The sequence below is a fragment of the Gimesia alba genome, from assembly GCF_007744675.1.
In the GTDB taxonomy this organism is placed as follows: Bacteria; Planctomycetota; Planctomycetia; order Planctomycetales; family Planctomycetaceae; genus Gimesia; species Gimesia alba.
The window spans coordinates 3,542,418-3,566,966 of sequence record NZ_CP036269.1 but is presented as its reverse complement, the minus strand read 5'-3'; the positions used below and the strand labels follow the sequence as shown (position 1 = coordinate 3,566,966).

Here is a 24,549-nt window from a genome sequence, read left to right as displayed (position 1 = left end):
GGGCTGAGAATCAAGCATCGCTCCTCGATCCAGCGTGAGAATCGCTTAACTCAAAGAAAGCGTGAACGAGTGCTGCTGTTCTCGCATTCGAATGAACTGAAATCAGAGTTTGAATTCAAATGACAGTTCACATGTGCCTCTCACAATCAGCTCACAAACACTGCTAATCAAGTTCCTTTAGAAATCAAAACCATGAGCTTCAAATCGAACTTAAAAAAAGCAGTCTCCCGTATCATTCAGGTTGATTTCGTCTGGAAATTTCTGGACGCTTCATTTCTGCAACTGGCACGCTTTATGGAATGGGAACACCGCGTTCAGAAACAAAGGTTGCGCGGCATCCCGCTTGAAGTGACCGCCATCGAGCGCTTCTGCCCGGATCTGACGGTTCAGCACGGCCCGTTTCAAGGCTTAAAATACCCGGCCGATGCAATTCGCCGCGGAACCATCAAGCAGGTTGAATATGCTGAAATTAATCCGATGTGCGGCAATCTGTTCCCCAAACTGATCGGCTCGTACGAGCGCGAACTGCATCCGATTATCAACACGTTGAACAACCGGGCTTATTCGGAAATCATCAATGTCGGCTGTGCGGAAGGCTTTTATACTGTCGGCTGCGCATTGAAATTCCCCGAAGCCAAAGTTTACGCCTACGATCTGATTCCATCAAAACGAGAATATTGTTTCCAGCTGGCACAACTCAATCAGTGTGAGCAGAGAATTCAGATTCACGACTCCTGCGATCCGGAAACGCTGATCTCCATCCCAATCAAGGGCAGGGGACTCATCATCTGCGACTGTGAAGGCTACGAAGTAGAACTCTTTACCGCAGAGGTCGTCCCTCACCTGAAACAATGCGACCTGCTGATTGAATTACATGATTTCATCGACATGACGATCTCGGAAACAATTAAACAGCGGTTTGCGAATACACATGAAATCATGATGATTCAAAGTACGGACGACAATGAAAAAGCGCGAACGTATCCCATCGAAGAACTGGCAGACTACGATCTGAATCAGCGGCGAGAATTATTGCGGGAAAACCGCGCGTCCCTGATGGACTGGATCTACCTGACTCCGAAGAAGTAATGGAGTCTTATTTCGCCGCGATGCGCTCGAAGAGTGATTCGAATTTTCGCATCACTGCCCCCGCATCAAACATCGTTTCCACACGCTCCCGCGCCGCGGGCACAAGTGTTTGCCAGGCTTCATAGTCGGAAACAGCATCGGCAATCTGGTCGGCCAGCGCATCCGCATTGGCGGGAGGAACCAGACGACCATATTTTCCGTTCTCCAGAATTTCAGCAGGACCGCTGGGACAATCCGTCGAAAGTACGGGAATCCGACACGCCATCGCCTCCGCCAGCACCAGGCCAAACCCTTCATACAGGGAAGGCAGACAAAACAATTGTGCCTCGCGATAATATTGAAACGGGTTGTCCTGAAACCCTTCCAGTAAAACAGCTTCACCCAGCCGACGCTGCTTGATCTGTCGCTGTAATTCTTCCCGACTCGGACCTTCTCCCAGAATATGAAAGCGTAAATCGGTCAGACCATTCTGATAGATCAGTTTTTCAGCCGCCTCCAGCAGATAACCAAACCCTTTTTGCGGATGCAATCGCCCGCAACTGACAACATGAAATTTGTCGAGGTCCAGCCGCAAGTCCCCCTGAGCGTAGAGCGCATCGATGCGTTCCAGATTGACCGGATTATAAAACGTCTGCACGAGCGCGGGATCTAAATCGTAATATGCAATCGCCGCCTGCCTTACTCCTTCAGAAACAGCAATCACGGTATCCGCCGAATGATATGCCTGTTGCAACAGACGTTTTTTGAAGAACAGGAATCGGCTTTCACTGTTGGTAAGATCCTGTTCCGGATCACAGACAATGAGAGAGAGTCTCGGGGTCTTCGTTTTTCTCGTAGCGGGTCCTGCGATCAGTGTCATATGAAACGTATGATCGAACACCAGATCAACCTGCTGTTCTTGAATCACACGTGCCAGATCAGAAACCAGTTGGCGATGAATTCGGCCAGGCCAGTTCCAGCGCGGCGTGGCATTCCGTGAAGAGAACGCATACACAGGCACATCTTCGGGAAGCTCTTCCAAAAGCGAACCCGAGTGCGAAACCAGATATAACAGTGGCGTAAACTGGTCACGATCCAATCGGGCCAGTTGATCCAGCAGCACACGTTCGGCTCCCCCTCCTCCCAGGCTTCCAATCGCAAAAAGAATCCGTATCTTTTTAGTCATCGAATGCTCAATAGCAGGCCATCAAGAGGAACCGAACTTCTTGTACTCCATTTCACTGGAACGAACCAGCTGACTCCTATTTCTTCAAGCTGCCGGAAACAACAATAATCAGATTTTCGGGGTGAATGTACTTCGCAAACGCCTGTTGCGCTGCGTCAGTAGTCACCGCATTGATTTTCTGTTCCAGCTCTGAATAGTAGGTCATATTCCGATCGGCGAATAAATTCGTTGACAGAATCGAGGCCAGTGAAGCATCGCTGGTCCGCGAAACTTCCTGCTTCTCTAAATAACCTTTCTGAGCATTCGCCAGTTCTTCTTTCGTAATCCCTTTGGAGATCAACAGTGCCAACTCTTCTTTGATGGCAGTTTCGACTTTCTCCATATTATCGGGATTACAGCTGGCATAAAGGGAAATCGAGCCACGCATATCAATCGTGTCAGCGTGGATAAATGCACCCACACCATACGCGAGCCCTTCTTTCTGGCGCACACGATCCCCCAGTCGCGAAGAGAGTCCACTCGAACCGAGCACCGAACCAGCGACAATCAGATCCGGATAGTCGGGAGACGTGCTGTTCATCGGAAAAGTCAGACCGCCAAAATAGAAGGCATTTGCTTTATCGGGAATGATGATTTCTGTCAGCTTTCCAGGAATATCGTGTGCCTCTGCAGGAATGTGAGCATAGGCGGCTTTCGATTCCCAGTTTTCCAGAACAGACCCGAGTTGTGAATAGACTTCCTCTTCAGAAAAATCGCCGACAACCGCAATTTCACCCACCGACGCACCGAGGTAATTCTCGTACAACGATTGCAGATCACTTTGCGAAAGGGCTTTGACGCGCGCAATTTCCTGATCAATATCAGGCACGTAACGGGGGTCTTGCTCACTATATGGTCTCAATTGACGGCGTACTGACAGAATCGCCCGAGACTGCGGATCGGTTTTCTGTTTTTCCAGCATCGCGACTTGCTGGGTTTTCAAAAGTTCCAGCTCTGCTGCGGGCAGGGTTGGCTCGCGGAGAATCTCTTTGAGGATCTCTAATACTTTCCCCAGACTCTCTTTGCGGGTTTTAATGCCCACGTTCACTACGCCGGCCGATCCGGAAAGATTTAATTGCGCACGTAACTTATTCAGTTCGTCTTCAATTTCCTGACGGGTTTTATTCTTTGTTCCCCGCTTCATGATCACCGGTAGAAACTCAGAGGCAGTCCGTTTGCCTTGCAGATTTTCCAGATTTCCATATCGCAGGGTCATCGTCAGATTGACTTCTTCGCCGCGTGTTTTCTTCGAAAGCAAAGCGACTTTGACGCCGCCCGGCAATGTTTTGACGGTCGTGCGTTTGTCGATATTTTCGGGAGAGACGTCGAAGTCTTCTCCCATCGCAACCGCTTCACGTCCTTTGTAGTCGCCAATCATTTTTTCGATGTCGGCGACCTGTGGGATTGCCACTTTCTGACTTTCCTTGACCGGCTCGAAGATTCCGACCGTCCGGTTGTTGGCTCTCAGATACTCGTCTGCAACGCGTTTCACATCTTCGGGAGTGACTTTCTCCAGTGCATCCCGATACAGAAATCGGAGCCGCCAGTCTCCCATCGCCACCCATTCAGACAGTTCAACAGCCAGACGGGAACTGTTATTCTCAGCCTGTTCGTATTGCTTGAGCAGTTTTTCTTTGGCACGCGCCACATTTTCAGGGGAGATTCCTTTCTCGCGGACTTCCTGCAGCGTATCAAACAGAATCCCCAAAATGACCTGCGGATCGTTGCCTTTGACGATTTCCACCATCAGTCGCAATACGCCCGGATCATGCAGTGCAAAGATCGATCCTGAGACACTGGAGGCTTTCTTGGTTTTGACCAGTGCCTGATAGAGAACGCCCGCCGGATCATCGGTCAGCGTTGACTCCAGCACATCCAAAGCCGCCATATCTTTATGGGCGGCTGCCGGAATGTGATACACCACCCCAACGGAAGGAACTTCACCAATCCGGCGCAGCGTGATGATGCGCTCGCCTTCCTGGGCTGGCTCTTCCGTATAAGTTTTATCCAGTTTTCGCTCGGGGCGGGGGATCGTGCCGAAATATTTGTTGATCAGCTTCAGTGCTTCGGCCTGCTCGAATTTCCCCGCCACGATCAGCACGGCATTATCCGGCTGATAATATTTCTGGTAAAACCCTTTCAGGCGATCGATGGGAACCCGCTCGATGTCGGCCCGGTTACCAATGGTCGATTTCCCGTAGTTATGCCATTCAAAAGCAGACGCCATCACTTTCTGCATCAGCATGCGTGAAGGGCTGTTTTCTCCGCGTTCAAACTCGTTCCGCACGACGGTCATTTCTGATGCCAGATCTTCGGCCTTCACATAACTGTTCATCATGCGGTCGGCTTCCATCTTCAGCGCGAACTCCAGATTGTCCTCGCTGGCGGGCAGAGTTTCGTAATAATTCGTACGGTCATACCAGGTTGTCCCGTTAAACTGAGCACCACGGGCCTGCAGTTCCTTCGGGATATTTTGATGCGTAGGCGTGCCTTTGAACAACATATGCTCCAGGAGGTGCGCCATACCGGTCTCGCCGTAACCTTCATGACGGGAGCCAACCAGCAGGGTCAAATTGACCGTCACCTTGGGGCTGGAAGGATCGGGAAATAGCAGCACTTTCATGCCGTTTTCCAGTGAATACTCGGTTATGCCTTCTACGGTTCTGATTTTTTCAGGAGGAGCAGGGTCTCCCGCTGCTGAAAGAGAGGTGTGGGAAGCAAAGCTCATTACTAAAAATACCCCTGCGATTAAACTCCATTTTTGTCGATTCATCATCCGAAAATTCGCTCCACTTGAGAGGGTCAGCAATATTGATGGTCCTTAACTCAACAGTCTTTGTCGACTTCTGTGAGAATTATAGGCGATTCTCTGAACGTCAACAATCACCGTCTGTCAGAAATCGCTCAGTTCACCTTGATTTGCCGGCTTGCCTTAAAAACGACGATCCTATGCCGATTACCATGCCGGTAACCAGACCAAACCCATGTGCAAGATTGGCAACATTCCCAACCAGGCCGGTCATACAGAGAAAAAACCAGCCGATCAGAATAAACACCATATTGGGTGGAATATAAAAAGTCGATCTCGGATCAAACTGGCTCTTCATCCACATATAACCAAACATGCCATACACAACCCCCGATAAACCACCAAAGCCGGGACCAGACCAGTAAAACTGTGCGAGATTAGACGGAATCGCCGTCACTAAAACCAGCAACGCCAGCCGGGTACTGCCGCGATTCATTTCAATCGCGCCTCCCAGCTGATAGGTCATAATTGAGTTAAACAAAATGTGAAACACGCCAAAATGAATAAAGATCGGTGTCACCAGTCTCCAGACTTCGCCATCGCGCACTTCCATTAAGCGGGTATCATAGCTTATCATGTTGCCTGATGTTTTGAACGTGCAGATACTCAATGCCTGCCTGACCCGATTCTCATATTCGTTTGATTGCATGAATAAAAATACAACAATACTCACGCCGATCAGCAAAGAGGTCACCGGACAACGGCTGGTAAACGGGCGATTCCAGGTCTCGCGTACATCAACCCGCTTTTTTGCATCCTCGCGCACTTTTTTGATTCGTGCATCGCGAATTTCATTCGCCTGCAGCCGAGCACTCAGATATTTTTCGGCTTCCGGATTCCTGGAAAACTCGGCGAGCTCCGCTTTGGACTGTTCGACCTGATCTTCATCTAACACCCAGACCGACCATTGATCGCCGGATGTCTCCACATTAATGTCGACTCCCTGCGTCAGCAGATAGTCTGCAAAATGCCTTGCCTGCTGCTCGGATTCGAGCGAGCCAATTTTTCTCATTGTTTAAATCAATCCATGCTTTGGACAACAAACCTGATTTTGATCCTGAAACCAGTTTATTCCGAGAAGTTGTTGTCGAAATTATTTTTGAGTCAGAGCAGATAAATGTTTTTGAATGGTATGTTGTAATGTGTCGTGATCGGTCCAGGGTGCATAATGCGCCCGCATGACAAATCCGTAAGCCTCACCCACTTTGTAATCGGGAATAAACCATTGAAAATCCCAGGCGGGGTTCTGTTTCCCGCCTCCCGTAGGAGATTGCGCAAACCAGATCTGATCACGCTTACGAAACATCTGAGTATAGGAATATTTCTGGCGAATACCATAGAACCATGGCTGCGAATAAACATACCGCGAAGGATGGTTCACCAGGGTCAGCGGAAATTCAGCCGACACATCCGGGAAAAACGTGGCATTGTCGGGGGGATGCGTGCTGTCCACTCCATGCGCGGGCGTTCGGGCGGCAATCAGAGATTCGCCTTGATTGAGAGCCGACTTTGCTTTTCCGTAAAAATAGATCCGGCGATCTTCCGGAGCCTGCATGTAGCTGGCCCAAAACAGACCTATATAACCCTTTTTAAACAGAGCCGCACGCGGAATACATTCAAACGTATATTCAATCGTGCCGTCATCCAGCAACTGATAGCGGCCGCAACTCTCCAGTTTCCAGTTCGGGGTCGGCGACTGATACAGTTCGACCGTGTCGTCGGAAATGATCCGGAGTTGCATCGGATGTTTACGGGGCTCGAATTTTTCCTTTAGCGCGGGCGTTCCATCGTGAATGTGTTCAAAATTCAGGCCCGCCACCGCAGGCACAAACAGATTTTCAGTTTGCCCCTCGTACTTCAGCGACGCCACTCCATTATAACCGGCGCGATGACCGGGAAGCTGCGCGGTATCAATGGCCGCGTTATCCACGATGATCGTGGTGACCTTACCCCGCTTTAAAACAACCGCATGTTGATCTGTCAGCTTATACTTCACACTGGGATTGGTCAGACTGGTGACGCCGGGCGCAGAGTAGGGGTGTGCTCCCATTGAAATGGTCACATAAACCATCAAAGCCGACAAAATCAGAAACTGCTTCACCAGACTCATACGACGTCTCCACCTTTAATTTGCAACCGCCAGGAAAAACATACTCTATTCCGACTGCTTGACCGTCTCCAGATAATTTCGGAACTCATGAATCCGACGCAGGTCAAAGCCCTCGGGAGATTTTTCCAGCAGATAGTCGGCGTCCGCCATCGCTTCTGTAATCCGCCCGGTTTGATAACGCAGCACCGCCCGCAACCAGCGTTCCTGCAACAACTCGTCATCAATGGCAATCATTGTCTCAACATAGCGCAACATCGATTGAACGTCTTCACTGTCCCGCGCCAGATTCAACAGATTCCGCAACATGCGTTTGATAATTTCCCGCTTCGGCTGTGCTTCCAGAAACGATTCATCAAACTGGCCGCTGTTGGCAGAGACAATCATGACCTTGGCGGCTTCATCACTCAATATCGCGCCACTTTCAAATACATCAACCAACTCGCCTTTCTCGGCGGTCGAGTTCACGCGAACGACAAAATGGCCGGGCAGACCAACGCCTTCGATATCCAGTCCCAGGCGGCGTCCCAGTTCCATATACAGAATCGCCAGAGTAATCGGCAGCCCTTCGCGATCTTCGATCGTTTCATTAATATAACTGTTTGAGCGACTGTAATAATTGGTACGGCTGCCGTGAAAGCCGGTTTCATGAAACAGATATTGATTCAACGCCTTGAGCTTTGCTTTCGCGTTCGCATCTGCAGGCAGTGTCTTCTGAATCTCATTCACCATACTAGAGACCTGATTGAGATAGGCCTTTAATTCCACTTCAGAATTATCGAGTCGTGCCACCAGCAGGGCCGCAGACAACAAATCGATGTCTGCTTCTTTCTTATCGGTAAACAGCGCCCGCAGTTCATCCCGCACCGCACGCTCATGAATCGACTGCGCCAACTGTTGCAGACGCTCCGCCTGCTTCTTGAGCAATCGTGCCCGTTCCTGCAATGCCTGCTGTGCCCGTTTTTGATCCGTCTCTTTGACGACCTCTTCGATCAGCTCTTCTTTCGGGGGTCGATCCACTCGTAGGTCTTCGGTTAGATCCAGAATCTTCTGTGCGGTTTCTTTGGAAGGCCGATAAGGGGCAATTTCGGAGGCCACCTGAAATCCCCGGAAGGAGGCCACCGTGTTGCGAAATTTCGCCAGTCCTACTTTGCCTTGGGTATAGCGTTGGTCCTTCACCTCAAAGACTTGGTCATCATTGACATAGCATACAATACGTTCGGCTTCGAGACGAACCTTCAACTGATTCCATTCTCCGTCACGATACGAATTGCTTTTCTTCTCTTCCAGCACACGCCACAAAAACACATCGGGTCCGTCAAAACGACTGATGCGCAAACTTTTATTGCTGGGATAAAAACCGTAGTGCTTCGTATTTTCATCGGAATAAAAAATCAGGCCGGCCGCCCCCGATTCATCATCCAGCTTGACCTCGACCGCAATTTCATAAGGCAGCTCCGGCAGTGCTTCCTGTGAAACGCACAACGAACGGCTGCCCAGGCCGGAACCAAAGCCATCCACCATGATTCGGCCGGCCCGCTGTCGCCAGCGCGAACCGAACAACGGCTTCCAGAGCCGCTCATCCAGTGTTCCGATCGTGAGCCAGCGATTAATGGGCACCGGATTCGGCTTCTCCAGCAGTTGCTTCAGTGCACTGATATTGACGGCATATCCCAGGTTCCTGGTCACCGCTGATTTCAAAGTCACAATTCCCTGCACGCGTCCCAGGGAATCGAGTACGGGGCCGCCACTGTTTCCGGGTTCAATCGGAATCGCCAGTTGGATCATCGGCTTGCCGTCAATCTCCCGGGTTCCGGAATTCACCCCTTTGACGACACTGTAGCGCAGCCCCTGCGGATTTCCGAGCACGACAATATCCGCCCCTTGCTTCAATGTCTCGGGTTCCGCCAGGGGTAGCGGCGTCAAATCTTTGGCGTCGATTCGTAACACCGCCAGATCCATCTGCCGATCCGTCGCATACACTTCTTTGACGTCATATTTCTCGCCGTCGGAAAGCTGCACGGTAATCGGTCGTGCTTCTCCAATCACATGCAGGTTCGTCGCGATCAACCCGTCCGCGGAGATGACAAAACCGGTCCCCAAACCGGCCTGCTGTCCATCTCGCCCCGCAAAGGAAACGGAGGCCACCGATTCTTTGGCTTTCTCGGCTAACTCTTCCACCGTCAGAATATGATTAGAATCAGGCTGATTAACGACAGGACGCTTCGCGGCAATCGGCTGGTCCGAATCAGTCTCCGCCGCAAGGGTTATTGGAATCAAACAGAGCACAAACAAGCCAGACCATATCGAGACTCTATACCACCGTTCGTATTGCACAAACTGATTTTGCGGTTTGACCATTAGAAGAGATCCCACTGGAAGGAAAAAGAGGAAAGCGCACTTCGTAGCCAGTATTGTATTTTCTTTAGCCACAGAATGCAAAAAAGAAGCCCCGGATTCGCGTTCTTCCCCGCAGAAAACGAGAACACTTGACGCGTCCCGTATCAGATGACAAGCTGGAAGCCTGAACTGATTCGAATTCTGAAACAAAATCTGAGGCAATTCCCATGCGCTTTCTTCTGATCACATTTGTCTTTCTGCCGTTTTTCTTCCATCTGGGACCCACTCAGACAGAAGCAGCTTCCCAGCCGAACATTCTGTTCATTTTCACCGATGATCAGGCTCCCTGGGCATTGGGAAAGTCCGGGCACCCGCATGCCAAAACACCAAACATCGATCGGATCTTTCAGGAAGGCGCGTATCTGGTCAACTCCTTCACCACGACGCCGGTCTGCAGTCCTTCGCGTGCCAGTCTGGTCGCCAGCCGCTACGGATCGGAACTGGAAATCACCGATTGGATTCATCCCCGTACGGAACCGGAGCATGGCTTAAAACCTGATACCGTGACCTGGATGAAACTCCTGCAAGATGCCGGCTATCGCACCGGTCTGATTGGGAAATGGCATCTGGGCCTGCTCGACAAGCATCATCCCACGCAATTTGGCTATGACTATTTCATGGGCTTCCGCAGTGGAGGCAATGTGCCGAAAGATCCCACACTCGAAGTGAACGGCAAAGACACGAAACTGAAAGGGCTGCTCCCGGACATTCTGGTGGATGATGCGATTCGATTTATCAACAAAGAGCAGGGGACGCCGTTCATGCTGTCGCTGCACTTCAGAGCACCGCACACCCGCTGGCTGCCGGTCGCCGATGAAGACTGGGCGCCCTTTAAAGACCTCGATCCACAAATTCCCAACCCGGACTATCCCGATTTGAATGTAGAACGAGTCAAGAAAATGACGCGCGAATATCTGGCCAGTGTCGCCAGCGTAGATCGCAATGTGGGACGCCTGCTCCAGGAATTGAAACAAAAGCAGCTGGATCAGAACACGGTCATCATCTTCTCCAGTGATCACGGCTATAACATGGGACACAACGGAATCTGGCATAAAGGCAACGGACATTGGGTGCTTAACAAAAATCCCAAACCGACTCCCAATATACCAGCAGGCCAGCGCCCTAATATGTATGACAACTCGCTCAAGATTCCCACTGCGGTCCTCTGGCCGGGCGTGACGCAGCCCAATCAGATCGTCAAGCAGACCGTCTCCAATCTGGACTGGTTTCCGACACTGCTCGAAATGGCTCAGGTTTCCCAACCAGCCAATCTGACCATCCGAGGTCGCAGCATCGTTCCCTTGCTGAAAAAGGGATCACAGGCCGAGTGGGACAACGATTTCTACGCGGAATACAGCACCAAACACCAGTCAAAAACTCACATGCGGATGTATCGCACCCCGGAATGGAAGCTGATCCGGGACTTCTTAAACCCAAGGCGGGATGAACTGTATCACCTCACGGAAGATCCTGCAGAAACGACCAACCTGATCAACTCCCAGGATCCCCAGGTCATCAAAATCCGCAAGCAACTGCACCAGAAAATCCTCTCCCGGATGAAGTCAATTGACGACAAAGTCCTGTCTCAAAAGGAGCAGGGGACCTAGCTCAAAATTTTTTTGTAAAAAAGTAAAAACTGCTCTTGCCAAAAAACGCGGGGGGAGGTAAATTTCGCGCCAGCAATCAACAACTTGCCCGGCAGGAGCCGGCCGCATGCTCGCCGCTGGAGGAGCGAGCCTTTCAAAAATTGAGATACGCGACAGCAATATTTTGCTGAATTGAGCTGCACAACTAGTTCAATCGTATTTTTTGGTTGCCTTTGTTTCTGAGCCAGCATTTTGCACTGTCTGGCTAAACAACCGAATTCATCTATCCCTTGCAGAATTAGATGACTTCACCCCGCACTGGCAATCCAAAAGATTGTTCCACACACACCATCCACATTGCAAGAAGGAGTCTTCAAATGTTGGTCTTATCCCGCAAAGTCAACGAAACGATTCAAATTGGCGACAACGTCCAGGTGACCATTCTGGAAACCAGAAAAGGGACCGTCCGCATCGGCATTGCCGCCCCCCGGGAGATTCAGATTTCCCGCCCCGAGCAGGTCAAACAGACCGTGACACAGGAGCCTGCATCACAAGAAGGAACACGAGAAAATTCCCAATTCTCCCTCGCCTTCTGTGGCAGCATTTCCTGAGTAACGAACCGCAAATTCAACGACAAGAAGGAGAGCTCTTCGTAGCTCTCCTTCTTATTTCAGCGACACCAGTTTCGATCCCCTCATGTACTCCTCAAGGTCAGCTTGAAAGAATTGAGGCTGCGCATTTCTTGCCTGTGGACTCAATTTCTTTTGTGTCGCTTCACATTCTGACAGATCTCAACGAACTTTGATCACCCGAGATGTACAATCACTCGGCACCCAGTTTTCGACAGCCAGGCCGTCGAAAGTGATCTCATTAGCAGAATACCTTCATCTCTTCCCAGGCAGAGCAAAGTACAACCGCCCGTGCATCGGTCCCGGCTTTCATCAAATGTAAATGAATTTTAACAGTTTTTTCGGATTTGATAAGAATCTTAAGCTGGAACCACTAAGCACCTTACAGCCATCTACAAACGAGCGGATTCCGAATGCTGCAAGCAATTCCCTCCCTATGAGATGGGCACAAAGATTGCTGAATTCTATTGGCAAGAAACACGAGAAATAATGCCTCTTACGAGAATTTACAGATAGAACCTTGCCGTAAGCATAGGTAAGATAAAGAGAATAAGACACCCGCAAAAACAGTCAGCGGAACACGATTCACTGGGCACGAAACGTATTCACGGCAAGCGAATGCGCTCAGCGCATCACCTCAACCGACATGTGAAGCCAATAAAGATGAAAAATTAAGGGCGATAATGGACATCAGGGGAGCTGAAAGCTCGGCCACATCAACTCCACAAAGAGTGGCAGAACTTCCTACTAATGTATTGAATACCGACACCGAAGAAGCTTTTAGTACGACTGCTTCTTACTGGGTCTGGTTAGCAGTGGCGCTGATTATTCTTGGGGGGATTGTCTTCCGGGCAATGTTACTGGAAGCCTTCTTTCTTGATTTTGATGAATCAATGCACTTCCAGGCCGCCAGGGAAACCACACTGGCAGATGCCTGGCGTGCCAGCCTCATCCATACGCACCCGCCGCTGACGTTCTTAATCTATCACTTCTGGGTGAAGCTTGGTGACTCCGAACTAATGCTTCGAATGCCGGCCTTGCTGTTTAGTATTTCCGCTCTTGTTTTTGGATTCATGTGGCTCAAGGAATTAGTCGGACCACGTCCTGCACTGGTGGGCCTTGCATTTCTGACATATTCGATGCCGATGATCCATCTCGGCGCGCAAATGCGGAGTTACACACTGCTGCTGACGTTTTTCTTCGCGGCTCTCTATTTCCAGGAGCGATTTCTGCGTACTCAATCAATTGTTTCACTGGCGGGAAGCGGCTGCTGTCTGGCTCTGGCTATGCTGACGCACTATAGCGCGGCATGGATCATGCTCGTGCTCGGGCTGTTCATCACTCTGCGAATTCTATCAGGCACACTGCCTCGACGTGCGGTCATTAGCTGGGGCATTCTGCAAGTGATACTACTTGGTGTCTGTGTCGCTTTGTACTTCGGGCATGTTCGGCGATTCGTCAAAAGTGAACTCCAGACTGATATGTGGGATTTCTGGCTGATTGACAGTGCCTACGATCCGACAACGACTCACCCCGCCTACCTCGCGATGATGCGTGTTGTCGAATTTATTCAGTATAACGCTGGTCTGATGTGGCCTTTGATTACCGGGATGGTAGTATTCGGCGCGATTGTTTTACTGCGGAAAGGATATCGCGAGAGCGGGTCAAAATGGATTGCTGTCGAACGTAGTCTGCTGGTACTGCTGCCAATGATCGTAGCAATGCTGCTGTTTCACTTCCGAGTGTACCCCGTGGGTCACACGAGGCATTCGATATGGATTATTCCGTTTGTCGCACTGGGACTTTCGGCTGCGACTTTGCCCCTGCTGAAACGCCCCGGTTTTATACGTGGGGCAATCGTATCGTTGACTGTCGCTTTGTGGGTTTATTCATACGCTTACCCAAACGTCTGGAAGCTGCAGACGACACAAACTCCCGCGATGGCGCGTGAAGCAGTTGCATTATTGAAAAAGACCGTCCCTGAAGGTGGGCTCATTTTAACCGACGACAGTACGCGTAATGTCCTGGAATACTACCTCGTCGGCAATTCCATCATTCACGGGAAGCCACTCGGAAACGGTTACACTGAATATAAGATGGCAGGCTATCGAGTCGTGACAATTCCCAAATTCCAGTTTTATATGTATGACTTTCGCGCAGACTGGTCCAGCTTCAAAAAAGTCTTTGGCGAGAATGCAGTAAAACCACTCTGGGTGACATACATCGGATTTGAGGTACCCGCAAATAATCCTTCATTAATCTTTAAACGATTCCCAGCAGGACGCCTCATTAAAAAAGTAAGTTACCTGGATAACCAGATCCTGCACGTACAATTCCGTCCCCCCCGGAAAGAAACGAACGGCGATACCAGCCATCCCAAAGACACAGCCAAAAAAAACGCGTCATAGAAAAACTCTCTTCAGATAATTAAGCAAGGTTCCATTTCGAACAGATGCAAACGACTCACTCATCACACCGATTTCTTATCTATGTTGTCGCCTATGAAGCGGAGCAGCATTTGTACGACTTGTTTGAACAGATTCCATACGATTTGTTCAATCGGTCAGATATCCATTTCCTCGTCAGTGATGATGCATCCTCCGACAACGGAGCACAAGTTTTAAAAGAATGGCTGGAAGCCCACGACATCTACAATGTCACGATTCTGAAAAATCGCGTCAACCAGGGATATGGGGGAAACCAGAAAATCGGTTTCCGGGTAGCCGTTGATGAAGGATTTGACTGCTTGATCCTGTTGCACGGCGATGGACAATATACCCCCGAACGTCTGCCGGAGTTTTTAAATACCTGGAACGAGTCACAACCGGACGTGATTTTGGGCACACGAATGCATTCGAACAGCAGCGCCCGCAAAGGGGGAATGCCGCTTTACAAGCTGGTTGGCAACCGAATTCTGACCACGTTTCAGAATTGGCTGACGGGCTGGAAATTGAGCGAGTACCACACAGGCTATCGTGCGTACTCAACGAAATTCCTGGCAAGTGTCCCATTCGAAATCAATACGAACGAATTTCACTTCGATACAGAAATCCTGTTGCAGGCTGCGCATGTGGGAGCCAGCGTACGAGAAATTGAAATTCCGACTTTCTACGGCGACGAAATTTGTCGGGTACCGGGCTTGAAATACGCCTGGGATGTCGTCACTGCTACGGTACAATTCAAGATGCATCAGTGGGGCATGCTGTGCTCACTCAAGTTACGAAACTTGTCTTCAGACCGATATCGTGACAAAACCCAGGCCGAATATTCATCACACGCGCTAGCACTGAATGTGTTGCAGAAACATCATGCCCGGAAGGTACTCGACATCGGCTGTGGTCTGGGACACGTTGCTTCTCGTTGCGAACAATCCGGAATGCAGGTCACAGGCATCGACTGTGTGACGCCACTCCCCAAGACAATGACAGAATTCCATTCTGTCAATCTGGAACACGACGCGTTGCCCGTTTCCATCTCTCAATTCGACGCCATGCTGTTGCTGGACGTCATTGAGCACCTTGCGGATCCGGAAGAATTTTTGCTGTCGATCCGCAACGCAGACCATGAGAATTCAGAAGACGCGATTCAAGCACCCATGCCATCAGAACCAGACCAGAACCCTCCCTTCGTCTCGTCTGCAACCGATTCAACAAATTCATCCACACAAAACCATCGCGACAACACTCCAGCAACGAACGACGCTCCCCCAACGGACAATAACACATCTCAACCACTGCTCATCCTATCAACCCCCAACATTGCATTTGTAGCAATCAGGCTCAATTTGCTGTTCGGCCAATTCCGATACGCTGAACGGGGAATTCTGGACATCACCCACAAGCGACTATTCACAAAACGCTCACTGTTACAGATGCTACGGGTTTGTGGATATGAAATAGAGCGGGTACACGGGGTTGGTGTTCCGTTCTCAGCAGTCATGCCAGGTCGCACAGGTCGTATGCTTGGTTGGGCTGCCAACCTGCTTGCAAAATTATGGCCCTCTTTATTTGCATTTCAGATTCTGGTGGAATGTCGGCCCCGTCCCGGTGTAAACCAGGTATTAAAAAATGCAATCCGAATCCACGAGTTAACCTCAGCGAATGATTCTCAGGAAAACAAAAATGAACCGGGACACCCAGAGCCACACGAAATGTTAGAATGATTCTCTTTCGTCAATCAGGTCTCTTTGCCTGTCAGCGACTCCAGTCTCAATCCTGTTCTGTCTCATCGACCTTGGGCTTACTCATTCACTTTGAATCGTTCTAAACGTACTTTCCAATAGGACCGGATGAGACTTCTCAATCAAGCAGTCGAACCAAAACCGGACCCTTAAAACACCTCTTATAACAGTCAGCGATTCTCGCGGGTTTCGGCTTGCGATGAGATTCAACGTCAGTTACACTAAACTTAACAAAGTTACGAAATTCAGCATCCCTCCCTATGGCTTACCTATTGACCTGATACACTCCGAACGCCTGACTCTTACATAAGAGGTATCTTGATGAGTTCTGATCAGTCCGTTTTTTGTCCTGGTCCCATGTCCCGACGCAGCTTCCTGGAAGCCGGCTACCTGGCATTAGGGGGGCTCGGATTATCAGAGTTGCTACAGCAGCGGGCGCTGGCCAATGCGATCTCCGGCGGCACCAACTCAAACGACGATACCGCGGTCATCTTCATCTGGCTTTTGGGTGGCCCCAGTCATATGGAAACGTATGACATGAAACCCAACGCCCCCAGCGATTACCGGGGGCAGCTCAACCCGATCGCGACCAACGCACCGGGTATCGAGATCTGTGAACTCTTGCCGCTGCATGCGAAGGTGGCGGACAAATTTTCCATCATCCGTTCGATCTCGCATGAAGACTCACAACACGCCCGCGGCTCCGTCCGGTTTCTGAGTGGCCGGAAAACCCAGAGCGTGAATCCGATTTCCGAATTTCCTACCGTAGGACCGATCGTGGCCAAAATGCGCGAGCACCGCAGTGTCGGTGTTCCCAACTACGTCGCCAGTTCGCCCCGCGCCTATGGCGGGGGCAGTGCCTATCTTGGTGAATCGGCAATGCCGTTTGTCGTGGGCGGCAATCCCGGCGCCCCCGGTTATAAGGTGCCCAACTTGTCGTTATCCAATGGACTGAAAAACCGCCTCGATGATCGCGTGGGACTTTTAAAAGCATTCGATCAAATGCGAAAAGACACCGACCTCAACGGCTCGATGGAGTCTCTGGATGACATCAACCAGCAGGCGCTCAGCCTGTTGACCAGCGAAAAAGCGCGGCAGGCGTTTGATCTCACGCAAGAGAGTGACGCCACCCGCGACCGCTATGGTCGTCACAAATGGGGTCAGCGTGCGTTACTGGCCCGGCGTCTTGTCGAAGCCGGCACCAGCTTTGTCACCATGTATATGAACAACCCCGATGTCCCCGGCACACAGAAAAACCGCATCCATTCCAACTGGGACATCCACGCCATTAACGGCGACCTGTATTACGATCTGGGCGTCCGCATGCCGCCCTTTGATCGCGCCGTCTCGGCTCTGATTGAAGACATCTATGCACGCGTCCTCGATAAAAAAGTGATGCTGGTCGTCTCGGGCGAGTTCGGCCGCACACCACGGATTACGGTTCAGCCGGGCACCAAGAGCAAAGTCATGCAACCGGGCCGCGACCATTGGCCGGGTGCGATGTCCGTTCTCGTCTCAGGAGGCGGCGCCCCCATGGGGCAGGTGATCGGCTCCACCACCGCCAAAGGCGAATACGCGAAGGACAACAAGCTGGACCCCAACGACCTCCTGGCCACCGTCTACCGCTTCCTGGGAATCGACCAGAACCACGAATTCCTCGACCGCAGCGGCCGCCCCATGCCCATCCTGCCGCACGGTGCTCCTATCAGCGAATTAATCTGATGGGCAGGGGAGCACAACAGGAGGAAATCTGGTTCCTGAAACCGTTTTCTTGCTAGATAGATTCAAATTCACTCTATCAAAATAGATGAGGCAAGACTAAGCTTACTCTCATGGCTGATCTGCTGAATAATCTGGATTCACAGCTTTGGAATTGCGAACATGCGTTTTCCAATCTCTGTCCCAAACAATGGGCGGAACTAACTCCCACCGAGACGCCTGGCGTTCGTTTCTGCGATGTCTGCTCCGAGAACGTGACCTACTGCACGACGCCGGAGGAGTTTGTACAACTGGGGAATGCCGGCAAATGTGTCGCGATCCCCAATGGCTATACCACCGGCTCATTGAAACAAATGCTGCTCGGCAGGATCTCAGTCAAAAAAATGAAGTCCAACCGTGACCGCCAGGAGCGGACCGCAAACTGGTGGCGTACCGTGATTGAAGCGGACCCGGAGTTTGGTAAAGCAGCCCTTGAGGAAATTGCTCAACTGACGAAACGACAATGTTTGGAGCCCCGGGGCCTTTCTGACGAGCAGCGCGAAACTCTGGTTCAACTGAAGCAGGCGATTTCAACAGGCCCTGAAGCCCTCTATCGGCACCTGCGTCTCAAACCCAACGGTCAACCCGACAATCAACAAAACATTTTCCGCCAACTCCGGTCTCACTTCAAACTAACCTATCGCGAATGCAAAGAACTGGCACAGCGTGTCGAATCGACAGAAGCCGAGTAGCAGTCTCAAGAGTCTTTCGCTCTCGTACGTCGAGCAGGAAAAGACCACTAGCCGCAGGGCGTTAGCCCCGGTTAACGTCTTTGGCATAGACCGTACGTCTTCTGAAACGCGTCTTGTCAAATATTGAGGAGACCTGACGCCTCTGTTCTGTTTATTTCGTCCGATTTATGGTATCAGGGAAGGGATTTCGTTATTCAGGCCGGAATGCGAAAGACTCTTTTCTGACTAACCAGTGTTAAAGGATCGTTGATGAACTCCGAACAAAGCTGCGTCGTTGGGTCCCGGGTTCGTCCCTTTCAGTTGCACGCGGTGACTCCCCAGCTTCAACAACAGCAGATCAACTCGGAAGATTACCGGGGACGCTGGCTGGCACTCATCTTCTATCCGCATGACTTCTCGTTTGTCTGTCCCACCGAACTCACCGGGTTCAGTGCGGAGAAGCCGCAGTTTGATCAACTCAACTGCGAACTGCTCGGCGTGAGCATCGACTCGCTTGAGACACACGCGAAGTGGCTTCAAACTCCAGCCGATGACGGCGGCGTGGAAGGACTCCGCTTTCCCCTTGCAGCTGATCCCGAGGGCGCGCTGTGCCAGTATTTTGGTGTCTGGCGTGAAGCTGACGGCCTGCCCAATCGCGGCCTGTTTCTGATTGACCCGGAAGGCATCCTGCGTTTCGCCGCCAGTTACGATCTGAGCGTGGGGCGGAATGTGCAAGACGTCCTGCGTATTTTAGACGCACTGCAGGCGGGCGGCCTCTGTCCGGCCAACTGGAAACGTGCCGATGGCGTGCTGGATACCGCGTCGCTGTTGAAGTCGGGCCGGGTGCTCGGCCATTACCGCATCGTCCGCGCGTTGGGGCAGGGGGCCTTCGGTCAGGTTTTCGAAGCCGACGATTTGCGACTCGAACGCAAAGTCGCCCTCAAGGTGATTCTGAAACAGAATGATCAAACCGAAAAACAACTCCTGCGCGAAGCACGCGCGGCTGCCGGCATTAACCACCCGAATGTCTGCACGATCTATTCCGCGGATTTAATCGACACGCTGCCGACGATTGTCATGGAGTACATCGACGGCGCACCACTCACCGATCTGATTGGCAGCGGATGCGACCACCGTCGGTTCCGCCGAATCGCACAGCAGATTGCCCTGGGCCTGGCGGCCGCTCAAGAAAAGGGGATCGTCCACGGCGATCTGAAGCCGGCGAATATTCTGTTGCGCGACGGAGAAACGCCGGTCATCGTCGATTTCGGGCTGGCCCGTTCGTTTCAACAACGGGAAACCGTCACCAGCGACAGTACAGACAGTGAGCCCCCCGCCTCAGTCACAACGAACACAGACGCCACGCCGGAAGCGGACTTATCATCGCTGGATTTAGAAGAAACGATCGTGTTCGAGAACCATCCGGTGGAAACGGCGACGCTCTCGGCGGCTCACTCCAACGGCATCTCCGGCACCCCGGCGTACATGTCACCCGAACAGGCCCGCGGCGCGGCATTGAGCGAAGCCAGCGACATCTTTTCCCTGGGCTTAATTTTCGTGCAGATGCTCTCAGGCACTTCCGTCATGCGCGACATGACGGCCCTCGAAATCATCGCCACCTTATGGCGCCCCGATTTCGTCGCCTCCCTGACCGAGCAGATTCCCAGCGAATTCCGCAACGAACTGATCGACCTGTTCGCCATGGATCCGACCAACCGCCCCAGTGCGAAAGAAGTGGGCAGGAGGATGGGGGAGGGAATGTGAGTGTTTTGGGGATCGAATTTGCTTGACTGCCTCTGAACATATCGCAGTCACCACGCTTCTGTATTTTGAATTCAATGCCAATAAATTATCCCACCTTTTTTTTCTTAAGCCGAGGTATCAATCCTTGGTATTTCTTCTGAGAACGTTCTAAAGCGGTTTCAATTCTTATATTGTGGGAAAGCCTGTCTTTAAGAAACTCATGCCTTCCTTCTGCGCTTTGAATAATTGCACTCCATGGAAAAGCCCTAACTTCATATTTTCCATGTGATGGTTGAGAGATTGTATACGGAGGCATATTCTGTTGGTGCGCTCGTTCTATGGCAGCATCTGCTAATGAATCACTGACCACAACAAAGACCCACTTTGTCTTATCTTGATCTACTAAGCTAGTAGAAGACACCGCTCGAGCATAGTCTTCGATTTGATTCAATTCTCTTGTATCTAGTGAAACCCCTGGTCTTTTAATTTCGATGACCAGAAACTCATATTCATCAGCACGCCTCTCCTTAAATTTTTTCCAAATCATAAAATCAGGAACTCTTTTAAGACTTGTCTCTTTATTTTTTCTATTTTGATTATACTCTTTGATGATTTTTTTAATGTCTTGATCAGAAATTTCTGTGTCTAGATGCTGCCTACCCAAAATATCGATATGCTTCAATAGTATAGAACGAATATCTTCATCATCAGTACCTAGTGAATACTCCTCCCCAAAGATCCAGGTATTTGGTGAAATCAGCTTTTGTAATTGAGTTCGTTCATAGATAGTTTTTTCAAATATATCTAATGAGGTTACAGCTTTAAATGTTTTCAAGAACTCTAATCTTTGAGTAATAAGATGGATAGTATGAACGATTTTTGATAGAGGAGTATCTTCCAGAAGATCTGCGAATAGCTCTATGTCTTCTTCTCGTAATTTAAACAATTCACGCATTACTTTACCAACAGCAGATGGATCTTGAGTTAAAGTCTCTTTAATCATTCGCAGCAAAAAAGTTCGCCCTTGTGCATCCATTCCATCTGAAAAATTTGGTAAATGTCGATTGATACTTATTGCGCACATATCAAATGCATGTTGCTCCACCTTACCAATCGAACTCTGGGCATCTTTAGTATATGGATAACTGCCTTCAATCTTGAGGCTATTAATTGTTTCACTGTCTTTTAACTGCTTTTGTTTTCTGTAATGACTTTTTATCTTTCTTCGAACTGAATCCATCACTTCTTTGCGGTGATCGTTTGTAGTATTTTCTATAGTCTGAAGATTATTCTCTTCATCCAATATTTCAAAAAGTGAGCTTTTAATAAAAGCTGTTCCTGAATTTGAAGAGCCTAGAAAGGTGTCGCTCAACTTGTGTAAAGGTATGCCTGTTTCCCTGCAAAGAAAAGCTTCCTTTCTAAATGTTGAGGATTTCCATTCAACCATACTGATTGAAACATCATATCTTTCTCCCTCATAATCTACTCTATATTTTCGAATCTTCCGTTGATCCAAAATCATATTTTGAGGATTGATTATTCGATTGTTATATTTCAATTCAAAATCTGGATAACTCAATAGAAATTGTGCGAACCGCGCAGCTAGGTCGTTACAAGTTTTTGACTCCAACAAACTACCCAGTCTTTTATTGATTTTATTAATTGTAACTAAACACCCACAAAAGCTCCCTGGGGGCGCTTTTTTTTCTTCGCACAAATAGAATGGATCAGATCGATTGCTGGTACCAATTATTTCATATACATATAGCGTTTTCCCTTTGTAATAAGTGAATCGCCACGTGACCTGCTCGCCAATACTTAGAGCTTTATGCCTTCCTTCACCCCGGCGACCATGAAGATGCTCACCAGTACTTCGCCTTCTATTTACTTTATCACTTTGACCAAGATTGGTGAATTTTTCGGCTGCATCAAGGTAGCTTAAGCTGTGCCCATTGTCTTCGATATTGATTTCTTCAATACCATCAAGTTGATTCAGTTTGAAACTGACTTCAACCTCTTTTGCATTTTCATCGAACGAATTCCAGATCAATTCTTCAATCGCATCGAGTGGAGATGCCTGACACAAACGTTTTACAAAATCTTCTTTTGCTTCGAGTTTTAGACGTTTACCTGCCATTTCATCTTACTTTCGATCGGAAAACTGTTTTTGCTAAATGCCTGACGCAAAACATGATCAGCCAATTGGGAGGGCTATACCGATTAATTAATGGGACAGCTCTTTTTGATACCGATTATAAAATTACTCGACTTTCTTCTCATCGAGATCAACAAGAATTTTCTTACAGACGTCTCTCAGTGCTATAAGCGCAGCAACATATTCGCGTAGAATCTGATCAAATTTTGCGCGCATTCCATTATATGAGACTAGCTTCTCCCAACTCTCAATTGTTTCATGTTGCGTAATATGAGCATACTTACCATACATGAATGCATTGAATATCTCACGATTTGAAGGAGTGTGCTCATCTATTGTAATGATGGGGATCAAATTGAAGTTATCCAGAAAATCATTCAAACCATCACGAATATCTAAGAACTCATTCTTTAGTTGTTGATCAATTGTTAAGGAATCAATCTTCTTCTTCATATTTCGAAGAGATATCAAATCATTATCTTGACAAAAAAGACGAAGTGTTAAGATGAAGGCTTTAGTCTCTTCTTCACCTGGACCAATTCTTTGTGAAGATGCTATTCCACTTCTCCATTGGATATTAACCGAGAGATTCGTATTTTGAAGGTATTTCCAATAGTTTGAATTCTCAAGTTCATTTGTTTTCGTAATAAAATGGTAAATTGCTTTGTCATCAGTCGCCATTTTAGACCAATCATTTAATTAAGATAGAACAGAGAGTCCCACGTTATTCAAACTCAAATTAGTAAGTGTTATGCAGGGTTTCTTCCAATAAAAGCTCTTATACTATCTATGTTGAGAGCCACTTGTTGATTATCGTAAGCTTCATAGTGACCATGTGCGGCTTTATTTCTCTGTCCGAACCATGCTGTCACGCTCTTTTGTTCTAATTTTGAATAAACCCCTTCTTTCACCAAGCTAACATTCAATGCGTCCCCCGATTTAGGTTTACCATTCTCTAATTCAATCTCAATCTTATTTTTCTCACAAAGCATTCTAAGATGAGCTTCTAAAGTACTTCCTGCAATTACAGCTGCCGCATCCTTGAAACCGTTTTCATTTAAATGCTCCGCCATCTCAAGAAAATCACTAAATAAATCTGAGTGAATAACTTCTTCGAAAGATTTTAAGTAGCCATTTTTCATATCGTGCAGTAAAGATTTGGAAACTCCACAGACTCTTTTCAACCATCCTTCAGTATCAATAGACATCTGATAGAACTCTCTGGCATTCTCATAGTAAACTGAATTTCTGCCTGCAATTCGTTCTATCACACTAAACAAGCGAGTGTGTAAGTAACCTGATCTCTCTTCGCCAAATCCTTCATCAGCCCCAAGGGACTCTGCATGCTTAAGAGCGTCTTCACAAGCAGCAATTACATCCTCAAGTTGATCAATAAAAATATCATTCATTTTCTTAAAACTGCAGTCATCGAAATATACATAAACAACCCCTCGACACACACAAAAGAGCACTGTATACATCGAGACACATTTCGTTATTTATAAATTCCTATCCCCACAATTTCCAGTACCTAGGCTATTTTCCAGTTAGTTTTCTTGGAAGCAGTGCATCCAAGCGTCAAAGCAACATGTTCGAATTAAAACTATCGCTTCATTTTTAAGGCCGCCTTGTAATCATTACTTGTTGTGAAATACGTAAACGAACTGTTCATGAAATCATTCGCTGAGATTCAAGGTTTAAATTCCCGGAATCATTCCCACGCCCCCGAAAACACTCCTCTTTCAACCCACTGCATCCAATTCGCTAACCGGGGCTAACGCCCTGCGGCTAGTGGTTTAATCGACTTTGTCTGCGTTCTAGCGGTTTAGTCTGTTGCGGGTCTTCGTTGGTTTTTGATGCATTGCTTGTCTCTGCTTTTTAAAATCTGCTTCCTCAGTATTGTGGTTTTGGTTTGGGTTGCGACATGCCGGCGTCTAGCCAGTAGAAGATCAAGATACCGATGACCGGGAAGTAGAACTTGAAGAAGGCAACGTAGCCGATACGGTCAGGAAAAGCGGGGGCAACTCTGTGTGGTTGCCCGCGGTATCGATGTGCTTTGCGTGAAGAGGCACGAAGTTGGTTCCGTTTCGTGCGTGATACAACAACGATCATCACCAGGCGGGCAGGCACATAGGCCTGCCCCCTATGATTTGTATTCGGAAATAACATAAAATTCGCATGCTTGTGAATCATTCCACCGTGATTTCAACTCTGTCAA

The 24,549-nt window shown here is 49.0% G+C and carries 17 protein-coding genes; 8 read left to right on the top strand and 9 right to left on the bottom strand.

Translation table 11 applies throughout. The features are described from left to right. Window positions 1–192 precede the first annotated feature (192 nt). Window positions 193–1,089, top strand: coding sequence for a hypothetical protein (locus tag Pan241w_RS13365; protein ID WP_145216396.1), 897 nt, complete (start codon window positions 193–195; stop codon window positions 1,087–1,089). A gap of 7 nt (window positions 1,090–1,096) precedes the next feature. Here Pan241w_RS13365 and Pan241w_RS13360 read toward each other — a convergent pair whose 3' ends face one another. The 5 genes from Pan241w_RS13360 to Pan241w_RS13340 form a co-directional block, all read right to left on the bottom strand. After that, window positions 1,097–2,254, bottom strand: a complete 1,158-nt coding sequence (locus tag Pan241w_RS13360) for a glycosyltransferase (RefSeq protein ID WP_145216394.1) — start codon at window positions 2,252–2,254, stop codon at window positions 1,097–1,099. 76 nt (window positions 2,255–2,330) lie between these two features. Beyond that, window positions 2,331–5,021, bottom strand: a complete 2,691-nt coding sequence (locus Pan241w_RS13355; protein ID WP_145216391.1) for a M16 family metallopeptidase — start codon at window positions 5,019–5,021, stop codon at window positions 2,331–2,333. Window positions 5,022–5,202: 181 nt separating this feature from the next. Continuing rightward, window positions 5,203–6,114, bottom strand: a complete 912-nt coding sequence (locus tag Pan241w_RS13350) for a rhomboid family intramembrane serine protease (protein WP_145216387.1) — start codon at window positions 6,112–6,114, stop codon at window positions 5,203–5,205. A gap of 81 nt (window positions 6,115–6,195) precedes the next feature. Further along, on the bottom strand, window positions 6,196–7,212 hold the full coding sequence (locus Pan241w_RS13345) for a hypothetical protein (RefSeq protein WP_145216384.1): 1,017 nt from the start codon (window positions 7,210–7,212) through the stop codon (window positions 6,196–6,198). 45 nt (window positions 7,213–7,257) lie between these two features. Then, a complete protein-coding gene (locus Pan241w_RS13340; RefSeq protein WP_145216381.1) occupies window positions 7,258–9,570 on the bottom strand; it encodes a transglutaminase family protein in 2,313 nt (770 codons plus the stop codon). A gap of 206 nt (window positions 9,571–9,776) precedes the next feature. On the opposite strand from Pan241w_RS13340, the gene Pan241w_RS13335 reads away from it, so the two are divergent. The 7 genes from Pan241w_RS13335 to Pan241w_RS13305 all read left to right on the top strand — a co-directional run bounded on the left by Pan241w_RS13335 (window position 9,777) and on the right by Pan241w_RS13305 (window position 20,197). Beyond that, on the top strand, window positions 9,777–11,216 hold the full coding sequence (locus tag Pan241w_RS13335) for a sulfatase family protein (RefSeq protein WP_145216377.1): 1,440 nt from the start codon (window positions 9,777–9,779) through the stop codon (window positions 11,214–11,216). A 356-nt stretch (window positions 11,217–11,572) separates the two neighbouring features. Continuing rightward, window positions 11,573–11,806: a carbon storage regulator CsrA gene (gene csrA, locus Pan241w_RS13330; RefSeq protein WP_145216374.1), complete on the top strand. Its 234-nt coding sequence runs from the start codon at window positions 11,573–11,575 to the stop codon at window positions 11,804–11,806. A gap of 701 nt (window positions 11,807–12,507) precedes the next feature. Continuing rightward, window positions 12,508–14,232, top strand: coding sequence for an ArnT family glycosyltransferase (locus Pan241w_RS13325; RefSeq protein WP_145216371.1), 1,725 nt, complete (start codon window positions 12,508–12,510; stop codon window positions 14,230–14,232). A 44-nt stretch (window positions 14,233–14,276) separates the two neighbouring features. Then, window positions 14,277–15,986: a glycosyltransferase gene (locus Pan241w_RS13320; RefSeq protein WP_145216368.1), complete on the top strand. Its 1,710-nt coding sequence runs from the start codon at window positions 14,277–14,279 to the stop codon at window positions 15,984–15,986. A gap of 339 nt (window positions 15,987–16,325) precedes the next feature. After that, entirely contained in the window at window positions 16,326–17,726 is a 1,401-nt protein-coding gene (locus Pan241w_RS13315) for a DUF1501 domain-containing protein (RefSeq protein ID WP_145216365.1), read from the top strand. 110 nt (window positions 17,727–17,836) lie between these two features. Continuing rightward, window positions 17,837–18,454 (top strand): hypothetical protein, encoded by a 618-nt coding sequence (locus Pan241w_RS13310; protein ID WP_145216362.1) that lies wholly within the window; start codon window positions 17,837–17,839, stop codon window positions 18,452–18,454. Between the two features lie 249 nt (window positions 18,455–18,703). Next, window positions 18,704–20,197 (top strand): protein kinase domain-containing protein, encoded by a 1,494-nt coding sequence (locus Pan241w_RS13305; RefSeq protein ID WP_145216359.1) that lies wholly within the window; start codon window positions 18,704–18,706, stop codon window positions 20,195–20,197. Window positions 20,198–20,282: 85 nt separating this feature from the next. Here the strand turns inward: Pan241w_RS13305 and Pan241w_RS13300 are convergent, their stop codons facing one another. From Pan241w_RS13300 to Pan241w_RS13285, 4 genes are all read right to left on the bottom strand, one after another. Next, window positions 20,283–22,313 (bottom strand): ATP-binding protein, encoded by a 2,031-nt coding sequence (locus tag Pan241w_RS13300; protein ID WP_145216356.1) that lies wholly within the window; start codon window positions 22,311–22,313, stop codon window positions 20,283–20,285. Window positions 22,314–22,436: 123 nt separating this feature from the next. Continuing rightward, entirely contained in the window at window positions 22,437–23,012 is a 576-nt protein-coding gene (locus Pan241w_RS13295; protein WP_145216353.1) for a hypothetical protein, read from the bottom strand. 68 nt (window positions 23,013–23,080) lie between these two features. After that, window positions 23,081–23,740 (bottom strand): hypothetical protein, encoded by a 660-nt coding sequence (locus tag Pan241w_RS13290; protein ID WP_145216350.1) that lies wholly within the window; start codon window positions 23,738–23,740, stop codon window positions 23,081–23,083. Window positions 23,741–24,224: 484 nt separating this feature from the next. Next, entirely contained in the window at window positions 24,225–24,500 is a 276-nt protein-coding gene (locus tag Pan241w_RS13285) for a hypothetical protein (RefSeq protein ID WP_145216347.1), read from the bottom strand. Between the last annotated feature and the right edge of the window lie 49 nt (window positions 24,501–24,549).

What these genes read in the sequence shown, in the direction of transcription:
- Pan241w_RS13365 (WP_145216396.1), top strand. Translation starts at nt 193, where the DNA reads ATGAGCTTCAAATCGAACTTAAAAAAAGCAGTCTCCCGTATCATTCAG.
- Pan241w_RS13360 (WP_145216394.1), bottom strand. Translation starts at nt 2,254, where the DNA reads ATGACTAAAAAGATACGGATTCTTTTTGCGATTGGAAGCCTGGGAGGA.
- Pan241w_RS13355 (WP_145216391.1), bottom strand. Translation starts at nt 5,021, where the DNA reads ATGAGCTTTGCTTCCCACACCTCTCTTTCAGCAGCGGGAGACCCTGCT.
- Pan241w_RS13350 (WP_145216387.1), bottom strand. Translation starts at nt 6,114, where the DNA reads ATGAGAAAAATTGGCTCGCTCGAATCCGAGCAGCAGGCAAGGCATTTT.
- Pan241w_RS13345 (WP_145216384.1), bottom strand. Translation starts at nt 7,212, where the DNA reads ATGAGTCTGGTGAAGCAGTTTCTGATTTTGTCGGCTTTGATGGTTTAT.
- Pan241w_RS13340 (WP_145216381.1), bottom strand. Translation starts at nt 9,570, where the DNA reads ATGGTCAAACCGCAAAATCAGTTTGTGCAATACGAACGGTGGTATAGA.
- Pan241w_RS13335 (WP_145216377.1), top strand. Translation starts at nt 9,777, where the DNA reads ATGCGCTTTCTTCTGATCACATTTGTCTTTCTGCCGTTTTTCTTCCAT.
- csrA (WP_145216374.1), top strand. Translation starts at nt 11,573, where the DNA reads ATGTTGGTCTTATCCCGCAAAGTCAACGAAACGATTCAAATTGGCGAC.
- Pan241w_RS13325 (WP_145216371.1), top strand. Translation starts at nt 12,508, where the DNA reads ATGGACATCAGGGGAGCTGAAAGCTCGGCCACATCAACTCCACAAAGA.
- Pan241w_RS13320 (WP_145216368.1), top strand. Translation starts at nt 14,277, where the DNA reads ATGCAAACGACTCACTCATCACACCGATTTCTTATCTATGTTGTCGCC.
- Pan241w_RS13315 (WP_145216365.1), top strand. Translation starts at nt 16,326, where the DNA reads ATGAGTTCTGATCAGTCCGTTTTTTGTCCTGGTCCCATGTCCCGACGC.
- Pan241w_RS13310 (WP_145216362.1), top strand. Translation starts at nt 17,837, where the DNA reads ATGGCTGATCTGCTGAATAATCTGGATTCACAGCTTTGGAATTGCGAA.
- Pan241w_RS13305 (WP_145216359.1), top strand. Translation starts at nt 18,704, where the DNA reads ATGAACTCCGAACAAAGCTGCGTCGTTGGGTCCCGGGTTCGTCCCTTT.
- Pan241w_RS13300 (WP_145216356.1), bottom strand. Translation starts at nt 22,313, where the DNA reads ATGGCAGGTAAACGTCTAAAACTCGAAGCAAAAGAAGATTTTGTAAAA.
- Pan241w_RS13295 (WP_145216353.1), bottom strand. Translation starts at nt 23,012, where the DNA reads ATGGCGACTGATGACAAAGCAATTTACCATTTTATTACGAAAACAAAT.
- Pan241w_RS13290 (WP_145216350.1), bottom strand. Translation starts at nt 23,740, where the DNA reads ATGAATGATATTTTTATTGATCAACTTGAGGATGTAATTGCTGCTTGT.
- Pan241w_RS13285 (WP_145216347.1), bottom strand. Translation starts at nt 24,500, where the DNA reads ATGTTATTTCCGAATACAAATCATAGGGGGCAGGCCTATGTGCCTGCC.